Origin of the sequence: Vibrio sp. 10N.286.55.E10 (assembly GCF_002872555.1) — a bacterium.
GTDB classification, from domain to species: domain Bacteria; phylum Pseudomonadota; class Gammaproteobacteria; order Enterobacterales; family Vibrionaceae; genus Vibrio; species Vibrio crassostreae.
Genome location: NZ_MCSD01000003.1, coordinates 190,081 through 203,563, shown reverse-complemented (window position 1 = coordinate 203,563; position 13,483 = coordinate 190,081). Strand labels below are relative to the sequence as shown.

General features: G+C 45.4%; 10 protein-coding genes. 2 read left to right on the top strand and 8 right to left on the bottom strand.

Annotation, left to right across the window (positions count from 1 at the left end; all coding sequences use genetic code 11):
• Nucleotides 1–68: 68 nt before the first annotated feature.
• On the bottom strand, nucleotides 69–1,004 hold the full coding sequence (locus BCV39_RS02765; RefSeq protein ID WP_102432619.1) for a LysR family transcriptional regulator: 936 nt from the start codon (nucleotides 1,002–1,004) through the stop codon (nucleotides 69–71).
• Between the two features lie 1,016 nt (nucleotides 1,005–2,020).
• On the opposite strand from BCV39_RS02765, the gene BCV39_RS02760 reads away from it, so the two are divergent.
• The gene (locus BCV39_RS02760) at nucleotides 2,021–2,632 is read left to right on the top strand and encodes a magnesium transporter (RefSeq protein ID WP_102432620.1); all 612 of its coding nucleotides are present in this window, start codon (nucleotides 2,021–2,023) and stop codon (nucleotides 2,630–2,632) included.
• Complete coding sequence (locus BCV39_RS02755; RefSeq protein ID WP_012604427.1) at nucleotides 2,632–3,621, top strand: biotin/lipoyl-binding protein; 990 nt, start codon at nucleotides 2,632–2,634, stop codon at nucleotides 3,619–3,621. The genes BCV39_RS02760 and BCV39_RS02755 overlap by 1 nt, the downstream gene beginning before the upstream one ends.
• A gap of 107 nt (nucleotides 3,622–3,728) precedes the next feature.
• Here the strand turns inward: BCV39_RS02755 and cyoE are convergent, their stop codons facing one another.
• The 7 genes from cyoE to BCV39_RS02720 all read right to left on the bottom strand — a co-directional run bounded on the left by cyoE (nucleotide 3,729) and on the right by BCV39_RS02720 (nucleotide 13,465).
• A complete protein-coding gene (gene cyoE / locus BCV39_RS02750) occupies nucleotides 3,729–4,598 on the bottom strand; it encodes a heme o synthase (RefSeq protein WP_102432621.1) in 870 nt (289 codons plus the stop codon).
• Between the two features lie 8 nt (nucleotides 4,599–4,606).
• Nucleotides 4,607–4,918 (bottom strand): cytochrome o ubiquinol oxidase subunit IV, encoded by a 312-nt coding sequence (cyoD, locus tag BCV39_RS02745; RefSeq protein WP_010439794.1) that lies wholly within the window; start codon nucleotides 4,916–4,918, stop codon nucleotides 4,607–4,609.
• Nucleotides 4,918–5,535 carry a cytochrome o ubiquinol oxidase subunit III gene (gene cyoC, locus BCV39_RS02740; protein WP_010439790.1) on the bottom strand — a complete coding sequence of 206 codons (618 nt, stop codon included), beginning with the start codon at nucleotides 5,533–5,535 and terminating at the stop codon, nucleotides 4,918–4,920. The genes cyoD and cyoC overlap by 1 nt, the downstream gene beginning before the upstream one ends.
• On the bottom strand, nucleotides 5,525–7,603 hold the full coding sequence (gene cyoB / locus BCV39_RS02735; protein ID WP_048669033.1) for a cytochrome o ubiquinol oxidase subunit I: 2,079 nt from the start codon (nucleotides 7,601–7,603) through the stop codon (nucleotides 5,525–5,527). The genes cyoC and cyoB overlap by 11 nt, the downstream gene beginning before the upstream one ends.
• A gap of 5 nt (nucleotides 7,604–7,608) precedes the next feature.
• Nucleotides 7,609–8,505 (bottom strand): ubiquinol oxidase subunit II, encoded by an 897-nt coding sequence (gene cyoA, locus BCV39_RS02730; RefSeq protein ID WP_080585195.1) that lies wholly within the window; start codon nucleotides 8,503–8,505, stop codon nucleotides 7,609–7,611.
• Nucleotides 8,506–9,233: 728 nt separating this feature from the next.
• Nucleotides 9,234–12,332: an efflux RND transporter permease subunit gene (locus BCV39_RS02725; protein ID WP_102432623.1), complete on the bottom strand. Its 3,099-nt coding sequence runs from the start codon at nucleotides 12,330–12,332 to the stop codon at nucleotides 9,234–9,236.
• 8 nt (nucleotides 12,333–12,340) lie between these two features.
• Nucleotides 12,341–13,465 carry an efflux RND transporter periplasmic adaptor subunit gene (locus BCV39_RS02720; RefSeq protein ID WP_048658253.1) on the bottom strand — a complete coding sequence of 375 codons (1,125 nt, stop codon included), beginning with the start codon at nucleotides 13,463–13,465 and terminating at the stop codon, nucleotides 12,341–12,343.
• Nucleotides 13,466–13,483: the final 18 nt, after the last annotated feature.

Below are 13,483 nucleotides of genomic sequence, written 5' to 3'. Positions count from 1 at the left end.
ATTTACTAATACAAACTAAGAGACACAAAAAAGGGAAGCCAATGCTCCCCTTAGATTTCGACTCTCAATTAAAACCGCAAACGCCTATCTTTAAGCGTTTTCGACATCGCATCAGATGTATTAATCACTTGCTCTCGAAACCATTTATGAGCGGGGTCGCTGTTCTGCTTCTTCAACCAAATCAGGTAATGAGACATCGGCTGATATTCAAAAGGTGGCTTGAACAGCTGTAAACTTAACTTTTCTTGAAACTGCACGGCCATGGATAAAGGCACTACAGTGATGTAATCGGATTGGCTACACAGCAAGATATTACTGAACAGCGAACGCCCATGAAATACGATTTTACGCTGGGACAGATCTAAAGATGTGTAGTGATTCAAACTGCGAACTTTACGGCGAGTTCGATCTAAAACAGCATGTTTTTCGGTCATAAACTGAGCTTCATTGATTTCACCTTGAATTCGTGGATGCCCCTCACGACACACAATGGCAAAATCTCCCTGATACAAGGTTTCGCTAGCGATGCTAGGATGTTCAGGAACCAAAATATCGATCATCGCATCAAACTCTTGAGTCAGAAGATTTTCATAGATACGATCATCATTATCTGGTTGATCATAGACTTCAAGCGAGAGATTTTGATTTGGAAGAGCCGCAAAACTATTGAGCAATACCCACTGAAGGTGTTCAGGTGAAGAAATAACAAACTTACGCTCAGAAACTTGCTCATCAAAATTTGTCATCGATTGAAAGACACCATTTAACTCATTGATCGGTGCTTTAATTTGCTCATACAAGCTTTGAGAATATGCAGTAGGCACCACCCCCCGTCCTTTTCGGACAAAAAGCTCCTGCCCAATATCACTCTTTAAACGTGCTAAGGCAGTACTAATAGTCGATTGATTGGTACTAAGTTGATCAGCAGCTTTACTTAAACTCCCCTGCTCCATCACCGCAGAAAAGACAGCAAGTAAATTGAAATTTGGAATGTCGTTACTCATATATCATTACTCTCAAGGCTGCCATAAGCACTATGCTATCGTAAAAACGATAGCATAAAATAAGAATCTCAAATTTAAAGTTATAAATTGAGACACTAATATCCCGTGATACACTACTCTTTTAGATGAGAAACCTCGCCAATTAGTGACGCTCTAATGACAATGATAAAACGGACTATTGTGTCGCTTGTCATGACACTGTGTTCAGAGTGAATGAGGTATACATCTAAATAATTATAGCTACAATATTTTTAATTCAGCGCTCAAAGAAGATGTTCTTGTTAATAGCCACAATCATATACTGAGCGTATCATTAATGTTTTTCTTAAGGTTTCATGAATAGTTTCTGACAAATGAATTTTATTGTCGTACGTATATAATTCATCATTCATTCGTATTACTCTTTTTATTGTAAAAAGCGTGTAAAAAGACAAATTCTATCAACTCTCTTATTGATGCTTTTATTAGTCATTTCATTGATCCAAGCCAATTTAATTAACAATGTTTTAAAGCCGAATTTGAGCACTAGCAAATAATTCAACTTGCCGATTTTGCGCCATGCCAATTCATCGTAATTACGATATTATTAAATCGGTATACTGGGTAGATACTGCTCAAAACTCTTCCTATTATCCTGCCAGCAAATCAATTATTAGCCCAAACAGAAAAATGACAAATGTTTACTGTGGCATGTCAATTATCATGAAACAGCCCTCTATGGTCGAGGCGCAGCCCATAATAAAGACAGTCGCTACGAAGGTTAAGTCGATAGTCTAATTACCATTCTGTTTGCGTCTACTGACAAATAATAAGATTGATTTGTAAGGGAGCATATTCGCTTCTTGATACCGAGAATCGGTTGTCTGGACTGAGTAGTATCACTTTAAATAGCATCTATTACTTTTGTTTATTATGCGTACCAATCTACCCACATAATAGACATCTACTTTTTAAGATGTCATTAAAGGTCACTTCTAGGCTGCAAATTCTCTCTTCTTATTGATGTAGGTTGAGATATGAACTTTATAAAACTCGTTTTCCAGAAAATCTGGGCCATTGTAATGGTCTTGATTAAATTCTGCCTGTTTATGGCGGTGATGTTTGCTGGTGCATGGGCTCTTGCACCGTTAGGCACAATCCATTCTAAAGACATCGACATGTCTCAATTCAACAATCATCCCAATGAAATGATGATGAACTTCTTCCAGATGGAGTACTTCTCTGGCTACTTGTTCTCAGTGACCATTGCTGTGGTATTAGCCGGTGTTTACGGCATGTGGCAGTTGCATGAACTAGGTGTGCATAAAGCAAAAGAGCATAAGAGCGCTCACGTTCAGATCGTGTTTGCACTATCACTTTGCGGACTCTTCATCAGCAAAACATTCTGGGTGATCGCCTTGGTTATCGCATTGGCGAACTGGAAACATATTGGCCAATCACTGAGTGATGTAATTCGCCGTGGTGTACAGCCTAAACAAGATGCGACCAGTACAGAGGCCGCCGTAGTCCACGCATCACCTGAAGAATCGGTAACAGAGCCGTCTCAAACGAAACAATCTCCAGTAGAACAGTCTTCAGAAGCTCAGCCTTCAAAAGAAAAGACTCCAACAAATAAAGAGGTCGCATAATGAAAGAGATGATGATTCCATACATCCTAATTGTATGGTCACTGTTTGCGACAGGCGCACTCAAGAAGAACTTCAAGAACTACACCTGGGCTGCCATTGGCGGCGTAACGATTCTTGCAGTATTAGCAGTTATCTCTCGCTTGTGGGCACCCGTTGATTTAACCAACTCAACCACAGTGAAAGCACCACACGCGGTGATGTCACCTATCTTTGGTCAGCAGATCGACCAAGTGCTTGTTGAACACAACCAAATGGTTAAAGAAGGCGACGTAATTTACACACTCGTCGACATTGATTCTGCCGCAGACAAAGCAAAGATCGAATCTTCAATTGTTCAGAAAGAAGAAGAGATCAAGCAAATGAATCGCGACTTAGAGCGCGCTGAAACGTCACCTGAAATCTTCAATATGCGTGACGTGGAAAAATACGACTCCGATCTTCGAGTGCTGCACGCTGAACTTGTGTCATTAAAAGCCGACTTGCAGAAAGTTAACTGGGCACAAGAGAAGAAAACCATTCGAGCTGAATTTGATGGCCAAGTCTCTATCGTGAACATTGCGGAAGGCTCGGTAATGGGCAATATGCACCTTTACAACACCAGCAAAAAGTTCTTAGAGATGCGCATCTCTGACCAAACATACGGCTATGTTCAAGTGGGTGACTTTGCTGAGTTCTTCGTAGACGCTTATCCAGGTCACGTGTTCCGGGCAAAAGTACACAGCTTTAATGCAGGTACCGGTGAGTCGAGTATTTCTCCACTTCAGGGGCCACAAAGTGTCGGTCAACACGTAGTAAGAAACGGCAATGGTTTAGGTCGTACTATCGTACTTGAGATCATCGAACCAGAAGGTTACAACATCCCGATTGGTTCAACTGGCGCGGCTTGGATCTCGGCTGAGAAGCCACACCCATTCTGGGGCTTCATTGATGTGATTGGCGCAGCAACCGTTCGCCTACAATCTTACAAGTCATACTTAGGGGCTTGGTAAACAAGTTACGCGTAAGAGTTGGATAGAAGATAAACAAAAATACCCCGCTCGTCGGGGTATTTATATTATTGGTGCGAACTGCTTGATAGGTTAATCTTGTTCCAACCTTACGAAAAAGGCAGTGGAATCAACTCCAGTCCCAGCACACCACTGATGCTCATTACCACCAGCAGGGACACCTTAAACACAGTCTTTGACCACTGAATGTAGTTGAGGCAGTCGACCTTACGGAACGTCACTTTGGTCCACATAAAGCAAACGGCTGCCGACACGGCTAGGTATTCATAACCCGCCTCTCCGAGTAAAAATAACCCCAGAGCAACCGCGCCAAAAGCGACCACATACGCTTTCATATGTTTGTGGGCCTTATCCACACCCTCTTTAACCGGTAAAACGGGAATGCCTGCATCTCGGTAGTCTTGAATGCGGAACATCGCAATCGCATACGAGTGTGGCATTTGCCATAAGCAGAACATAATGAACAGCAGAACGGATTCTAAGCTCAGGTAGTTCGTCACGCCAAGGTAGCCAACCAATGGTGGAACCGCGCCAGAAATACTGCCCACTAAGGTGCCGTAAACTGAATTACGCTTGTACCACATGGTGTAGAAAAAAACGTAGAACACATAACCAAGCAACACCACCACCGCAGACATCGGATTAACGAATTGAAACAGCAACGCCGTGCCTGCCAACAACATGACTAACGCATAGATAAATGCGACGTCTGTGTTGATGTTGCCCTGAACCAATTCACGGTTCTGGGTTCGTTTCATTTTCTGGTCGATATCTCGGTCAAAGATGTTGTTGACCACACAACCTGATGCAATCACAAGTCCCACACCCGCTAATGTTGTCAGTAACAACATCGCACTGGCTGGTTCTGTTTTTGCGGCGAGGAAGAACCCCGCCGCAACAGAAATCAGGTTGCCGAAAATGATGCCCGGTTTGGTAATAGACAGATATCTTTTCAGCATACCCTAGCCTACAACTTCATGTTGACGTTCATGTTGTAGATGATCCATACCGAGCCAGCGATAAGAATCAATACAACGATGGCGGTAAACATCAGTGACACCAAGTTCCAACGCCCATCGGAAGATTTCGCTTCCATATGCAAGAAGTACTTAAAGTGCACAAAGATTTGCACCAGCGCACAACCGAACAAGATCACGTAAGTTTCCGTGCTTGGTAGCGCATGTGACCACACGATGTAGAACGGAATAATGGTCAGAATTAGTGACGCAATAAAGCCTTTCACATAATCCGTTGCACCGCTGTCTAGATGCTGTTCCATTACATCACCCCCATTAAGTACACAATGGTAAATACACAAATCCAAACGATATCAAGGAAATGCCAGAACAAGCTTAAACACTGGAAACGCATCGACATGTTGTCGTTCAAGCCTTTGGTTGAAAGCTGGTGATACGCCACTGCCATCCAAATCAGACCAAACGTTACGTGCAACCCGTGTGTGCCAACCAAGGTAAAGAACGCAGAAAGGAACGCACTCTCTTGAGGACCATAACCTTCTGCAATCAAGTGATGGAACTCATACACTTCCATACAGATAAAGGCTAAGCCCAATACGAAAGTAACTTTGATCCATCGCTTCAGTCCCGTAACGTCTTTGCGCTTCATTGCAATCATGCCAAAGCCAAAGGTGATACTACTGAACAGCAGCATCATGGTTTCGACAAACACGAACGGCAGTTCAAAGATGTCTTTGCCTGTAGGCCCTGCGATTGAACCACTCTCAAGCACGGCATAAGTCGCGAAAAGTGTGGCAAACAGGACACAATCACTCATCAAGTAAACCCAGAAGCCAAACAACTTGTTACCCGCAGCTTCGTGGTGATGATCATGCGAGTGTGCAAGATCATAAGTGTGTGACGGAGTATTAGCTTGCATACGTCGTCTCCAAATCATCTTTATTGTTGTTATCACTGTCACCGTCAGCGCTGTTACCACGACCAGAGTTGTCGCCCTTCACTGACTGTCTCTTAGCTTCTTCAAGCTGTGCACGTCGAGCCGCTTCAATCGCTTTGATCTCTTCAACTTCCACGTAGTAGTCCACATCGTCGTTGTAGCTGTGTTGAATACACGTCACCACGATGCCCACTAAGCTTGCCGCCGCTAGCCACCAGATGTACCAAATCATTGCGAAGCCAAATGCCAACGCCCATGCAGACACATAAATGCCTGTCGGTGTATTCTTAGGCATGTGAATACGTTCGTATTCTTCTTCCTGAGTTGGATCAAACTCACCACTTTGCTTTTGATACCAGAACGAATCGATCTCATCGCCCTTAGGCAATTTTGCAAAGTTGTAGAACGGCGGTGGTGAAGACGTTGCCCATTCGAATGTGCGTCCGCCCCACGGGTCACCGGTTAGATCTCGGTTTTGGTCGCGGTCACGAACACTCACGTAAATCTGAACGAACTGACAAACAACACCCATCGCAATCACGCCCGTACCTGCAGCCGCAACCGCCAGTAGAGGGAAGAATTCAGGATTGATGTCTTGGCTCAAACGACGCGTCATGCCCATAAAGCCCAGAGCATAAAGCGGCAAGAACGCCATCAAGAAACCGATTATCCAGCAGTAGAATGCGCGTTTTCCCCAAAGTTCGTTCAGAGTGAAACCCGTCGCTTTCGGGAACCAGTAACCAATAGCAGCGAAACAACCGAACACTACGCCACCGATGATTACGTTGTGGAAGTGAGCAATCAGGAATACCGAGTTATGCAGAATAAAGTCTGCGCCCGGAACTGCCATCAATACGCCTGTCATACCACCCACCGTAAAGGTGATAAGGAAACCGACCGTCCATAACATAGGTGTGGTAAAGCGGATACGACCTTTGTACATGGTGAACAACCAGTTGAAGATCTTAACCCCGGTCGGGATAGAGATAATCATAGTTGCAATGCCGAAGAAGGCATTCACATTGGCGCCTGAACCCATGGTGAAGAAGTGATGCAGCCAAACCACAAACGCTAAAATAGTGATAGCCACCGTCGCCCATACCAGTGAGGTATAACCAAACAGTTTTTTACGTGAGAAAGTCGCAGTAACTTCAGAGAACACTCCGAAAATAGGCAAGATTAGGATGTACACCTCAGGGTGTCCCCATGCCCAAATCAGGTTCACATACATCATCACGTTGCCACCAAGGTCATTGGTGAAGAAGTGCGTGCCGATGTATCTATCCAAAGTCAGTAACGCAATGGTCACAGTTAGGATCGGGAAAGAGATGATGATCAGGATGTTGGCACACAGAGATGCCCATGTGAACACTGGCATCTTCATCATTGGCATAGACGGAGTACGCATGCGCAAAATGGTCGCAAAGAAGTTCACACCCGTTAGTGTGGTACCCACACCGGATATTTGCAGTGCCCATATCCAATAATCGACACCTACTCCCGGGCTTGCCTCAATGCCGGAAAGCGGTGGATACGCTAACCAACCCGTACGGCCAAACTCACCTAAGCCCAGTGACATGTTGGTTAGAATGATACCCACCACAAACAGCCAGAAGCTCAAGTTATTCAAGTAAGGGAATGCAACATCACGAGCACCAATTTGCAGCGGCACGATAATGTTCATCAAACCGATAACCAATGGCATCGCTACGAAGAAAATCATGATCACGCCGTGAGCAGTGAAGATCTGATCGTAGTGATGTGGCGGTAAATAGCCCGTCTCACCGGCTGCAGAAAGCAATTGCTGACTACGCATCATTACCGCATCAGCAAAGCCACGAACTAACATCACCATCGCAACCGCAATGTACATGAAGCCCAGTTTTTTGTGGTCTACAGACGTAAACCATTCATTCCAAAGGTATTGCCACTTACCTGCTTTAGTTACCGCGAACACCACTAAAGCACCCACCAAAGCAATCATGGTTAAAGTGACTACAATAATGGGTTCGTGGTAGGGAATTGAGTCTAGAGTTAATCTTCCAAACATGACGATTATCCTTGGGTTTCCGGCAAACAGTTCATTGAACCAGGGTGCTGGGTCACGACATCAGTGAATAAAAATGGTGGGATACTGGAGAAAAAAGTCACAGGTTCAGCAACACTTGGCGCAGCCAATGAACGGAACTGCTCCCAATCTTCAATACGGTCTGGGCTAGCCTTCACTTTTTCCACCCAGTTTAGAAACGCCACTTGGTCAGGCATTGCTGATGCGGTGAATTTCATTTGAGAGAACCCTTTACCACTGTAGTTCGATGCAAAACCTTTAAAGTCACCTTCGTGGTTTGCAATCAAATTCAGCTTGGTCACCATTCCCGGCATCGCGTATATCTGCGAACCAAGACGCGGGATAAAGAACGCGTTCATGATGTTGTCTGAAGTCAGCTTAAACGTCACCGGTACATCTTTCGGGAACGCAACATAGTTAACCGTCGCAATGTTTTGCTCCGGATAGATGAACAGCCATTTCCAGTCCAGAGAGACCACTTCGATCACCATAGGCTTAACGTCACTCTCCAGAGGCTTGGAAGGCTCCAGTTCGTGTGTTGTTCGCCAAGTGATGGTGGCCAGAATCGCAATAATGATGATTGGAATCGTCCATACCACTATTTCAATCTTGGTTGAGTGCGCCCAGTCAGGTGCATACTCTTCTGTGGTGTTGCTTTCACGGTATCTATAAGCAAAGTAGATGGTCATCAGAATCACGGGGATGACTACAATCAGCATCAGCAACAGAGCAGTAATAATTAGCTCCTTTTCCTGAACGCCAACGCTACCTTTTGGGTCGAGCAATGCTGAATTGCATCCTTCGAGCATCAGGACGGTTCCCACCAAACCAATCCTCGACAGATTTGCTCTCGATAAAATGCGTTTATATCTTGAAGCTTCCATTAACTTTCTCGATGGTTATCCAGCCTCAGAACGAACGCCCGAGTACTGGTTGTCATGGTCATTAGAATATTTATGTGTTGAGCATGTGAAACGACGCATCTCAAAGCGAAACTGAATTAAACCCTTCTCAGTACAGTTAAAACTGCCGAATTAAAACGACAGCACAGCGTAGCCGAAACATTGCCGCACGGTTAAAACCACACAAAAAATATGACTTAATTGTTACACTTTGAAATACATTGTTACATTTGGCGCATTATGAGGAGTTGAAATTGAAAGCTCACCAAACAAACTTGGAAACTAACCTTCCAGTTATGAAAGTAAGATGTGGGAAATTGATGCAATTCAGACGCACATCATATACGTGCCACACGAGTTGAGCCATGTGCGGAAAAGGATTAAAGCGAAACGGGAGAGAGAAAAGTAAACACGCAGTAGAAGCAACAATGATTGATTACATTAGAAAGAGCGAATTAAGTAAAGTGTGATACATGTCAAATTTATGAATTCACATACGATTTTAAAGGTATTTAGAAAAGACATCACTTCAGACAGCAACCCATTAGATATTCGAATAACACACTACTTTTCATTGATAATAATGCCAGTGAGGTACCGAAAAACAATGGAAAAGATCGATCTAAAAAGCCGATTTGATGAGTATTTTGATGTATTTCAGTGAGTATTGCTCCCCTCAAAGGAGAGGAGTAATACTCATTAAAAAGGGGTTATGCTGTTGCTGTGACGACTTTCTTACGCTGATTTTTAGTCATTAAGTGATAAACCACAGGCACAAAGTAGAAAGAAATAAGCGTGGTTAATACCGTTCCGCCAACAATCGCGACCGCGAACGGAGGCCAGAAACCGCCACCAGCGATGATCAATGGCATAAAGCCGCCAACGGTTGTAATCGTGGTCGAGCTGATATGACGAGTACACGACATCACTGCCTCAACGACCGCATCCACATTGCCTGATGAGGCTTGCTTATCGAGTTTCAATTCCGTCAGAATCACGATGGCAGCGTTAATCGCTAAGCCCGCAATCCCAAGCATGGCGATGATCACCGTAAAACCAAACGGATAACCGAAGATCCATACCGACAACAGCCCTAGCCCACCAGCCAGTCCTGCTACCATGAAGATGATGCTACTCATTCGGAACGAGTTAAACGACATCACCACCACCAAAACCATCAATACCACCACGACAGCGACATTCGAGATAAGGCTGTTGACTGAATTGTTACGCTCAGCCGATTCACCACCAAAACCAATCGTATAACCCGATGGCATCTCATAGCTTTCCAATCGTTTTTGGAACTCATTAAGCACGGTTTGAGGCAAGACACCCGCTTCAATGTAACCCTCAATGGTATTGACACGCTGCCCGTTACGACGAGTAATCGCACCACGACTGGTAGTCAGTTCAAGTTCAGCCAAAGTCGACACATTGATGCCCGTTGAGTAGACATCAGAACTGATTGGCAAACGAATATTGCTTAAGTGCGCCAAGTTTTCACGCGCGTCATCCGCCACACGAACACGAATTGGCACCGATTCACTGCCCTCAATCACAGAGCCACTTTCACGGCCTGTCAGCGTAGTTTGCAGCATGCCAGCAAACTGATTGAGTGAGATGCCGTTAAGTTTCGCGGTGTCTTCATCGACCTTCAACCACACCTTAGGCGTACCTGGCTGCAATGTTTCTCGCGTATGAGTCACATGAGGCACACCTGCCAGAATCAAGCGTACATCTTCACCAATCGCTTTTAACGTATCGAGGTTTTTACCATAAACACGCAGCTCAACTGGCGCAGTAAATGGAGGCCCTTGATTAAGCTTTCGCACCAAGATTTGTGCTTCCGGCACCTCGTTATCTAACACCTTTTGAAGTTCTGGAATCAGCGCATTGGCTTGATCAAAGTTCTCTGTTTTCACCATGGCTTGCGAGAAGTAAGGCGCATTATTTTGCCTTGCCTGCAAGTTGTAATAGAAAGATGGGAAGTTTGCGCCCACCAGCCAATCGATACGTTCTACTTCAGGATAACGATGAATGATATCGTCGATTTTTTCAGAGGTATTCTTGGTCGCATAAATGCTCGCTTGCGGCGGCATGTACACCTGAATCTCAAACATGTCTCTATCTGAAGGCGGGAAGAACTGCTCAGTCAGTTGAGACATACTCCAGTAGCCGGTAAACGGAACCAACAACACCAACGCAATAGTAATGATTGGATGCGTGACACCAAAGCGAACAGAAGATGAGAACCAACGTGTTAATGCAGGAATTCTCAAGCCCGTCATATACCAATGGTGCTGCCCTTTCTTATCCACATCACTGAGTTGTTTCGGTAGTAACTTGGTCGCCAAGCCTGCAATTAAGGTATGTGAAATAATGTAAGAACCGATCAACGAGAAAGACACGGTAATCGCAATTCCCCCCACGAACTCACCCGAAGCGCCAGGCATCAGAATGATCGGTGCAAAGGCTAGGACAGTGGTGAGTGTCGAGCCCAGTAACGGTACCCATAAATGCTTCAATGCATTCATGGTCGCTTCAGCGCGCTGCTGCCCTTTCAGGCGATAAGCTTGAATGGTATCAACCATTACCACCGCGTTATCCACCATGATCCCGAGAGCCACAATTAGGCCCGTCACCGACATCTGGTTAATCGGCACACCGGTCATTTTCATGATCGACAGCGTCAGCAATGAAGTTAACGGCAGAGAAATCGCCACTAAGATCGCAGCACGAACACCCAAGGTGACGAACAGTACAATCAAGATCAGACCAAAACCGATCATCAAGCTCTTACCTAAATCGTCTAAGCGAGTCTCGGTATAACCTTGCTGATTAAATAGTACTGTCACCTTAACGTTACTTGGTAACTCTTGCTCAAACTTGCTAATCAGCGCGTTGGCTCGAGACGTCCAGTTATCAACACGCAGATCAGGGTGCATTCTTGCCGCGACAATGACTCCCGGCTCACCATCAATAATGGCAATTTGGTCTTGTGGTTTTTTTTCACCACGTTTCACAGAAGCAATATCTTCCATACGGATGATGTGGCCATTGCTGTCGGTGGCAATTGGGACTTGCTTGATGCGTTCAATGGAATCAAGTTCTGATTCAATCTCTAAACCAAAACGTGAATACGCACTGACCAGTTCACCCGCCGAGTTCTTAGCATCTGCCCCTTCTAACGATTCGGCGATATTGGCACTTGAACGCCCTAGAGCAGCGGCATCGGCCGTACGTAAACTGATTTGAATCTCTTCTTGCGGCATACCGTATTCATCAACGAATTCGGTACCCGACAACGTTCGTAACCGCTTGGCGAGCTCTTTGGCATAACGGCCAAGGGTTAAGCGGTCAGGCTCCCCAGCACCAGACCAAGTCAGAGATGCAATAGTTGTAAAAGCGTAGGTATGGTCACTGTCGAGATCAGGAGAATGCGCACCCGCAGGTAAAATGGATTCGATATCAGATAGCTTGTCACGCGCTTGCGACCAGACGGGTTCGGGCTCAGTGATGGTGTCATTAAGCTCTAGCGTGACAATCGACACGCTCGGCCTTGAGGTTGAGCTCACCAGTTTAACTTCACTCAGCTCACGCAGTTTGTTCTCAATCACCTCAGTGACCAAGGTTTCTACACGTTCGGCACTGGCACCGGGAAAGCTGGTTGTAATGTTTGCATAACGGTTGATGATTACTGGGTCTTCTGCACGAGGCAGTGTCATGAACGCAGAAATACCACTCACCATCAGTAGCGCCGTCATCAAGATGAGCAGTCGAGTATTGGAAATAGTCTCTATGATTTTCATACTATTCCCTATTCAGCAGCAGTGCTTACTGGCTTCACGGTTTGGCCCGGAACCAAGCGATGTAAACCACTCGCAATAACCTGCTCACCATCTTCAATCGCACCACTCACGTACGCTTGTTGATTGTTAGCAAACAACACTTGAACACTTCTACGTTCAACCTTGTTGCCATCGCCAATCACAAAGATATTCCACACACCGCGCAAGCCATCAATCAAACCCGTTAATGGCACCCAGTAACCTTGCTCATCAATCTGTTCATCAAATTTAAGGTACGCAAGTTGACCTTCTAAAACAGACGCTTGTTCGGGGAAAAGATAACGTAAGCCGACACTGCGGGATTGCGTGTCGACCATGGCTCCCGGATTCAACAGCTCCACGGCATAATCTGTACGTCCAACTCGAATGTTAGGGGAAGAAAGTGAGGTGACTTTTTGCATTTGGTGAGCAGGAATACCGATGAAGGCTTCTTTGCCTTCCGATGCCAGCAATGTAAGAGTTGGATTGCCGACATTGACCACATCGCCGAGCGATACAAAACGCGTTGCGATGGTGCCCGAATACGGCGCAAGAATCGTCGATTTAACCAATTTTAGGTCGTTACCTTTTACCGAGGCGTCAATGCGCAGTAAGTTAGCCTGTAACACACGTTGCTCACTGGTTAGTGAATCAATCTCCGCTTCGGCACTGAAGCCTTTCGCTTTCAATGAACGTTGACGTTTTAGGTTCGCCGCAACAAGGCTCAGTTGAGCTTTCACTTCTTCGGCTTGCGCTTTTAGTTGGCTAGATTCAGTCTGCAACAGTTGAGTGTCTAATCGAATCAGGGGCTGACCTTCGGTTACTGTGTCACCGACATCCACCAGAATCTCATTCACTTTACCCGCCAGTTCGAAACCTAAATTAGCTTGCTGACCTGCCTTAACCACACCAACATATTCACGCAGCACTGCATACGATGGAGAGCTTTCCAAAGCGACAGTTTCTACCGTTAAGACTGTCGACGCTGCACTATTCGATTCCGCTGCAGCATTATCTGCATCGGATGCTGTCTCGGCTTGTGTATTTTCACCACACCCGACAAGAAGAGTCGACAACGCCACTGCGACTGCGCTTCCTTTCATCAATTTATACATACTTCCTGTTCCTATGCG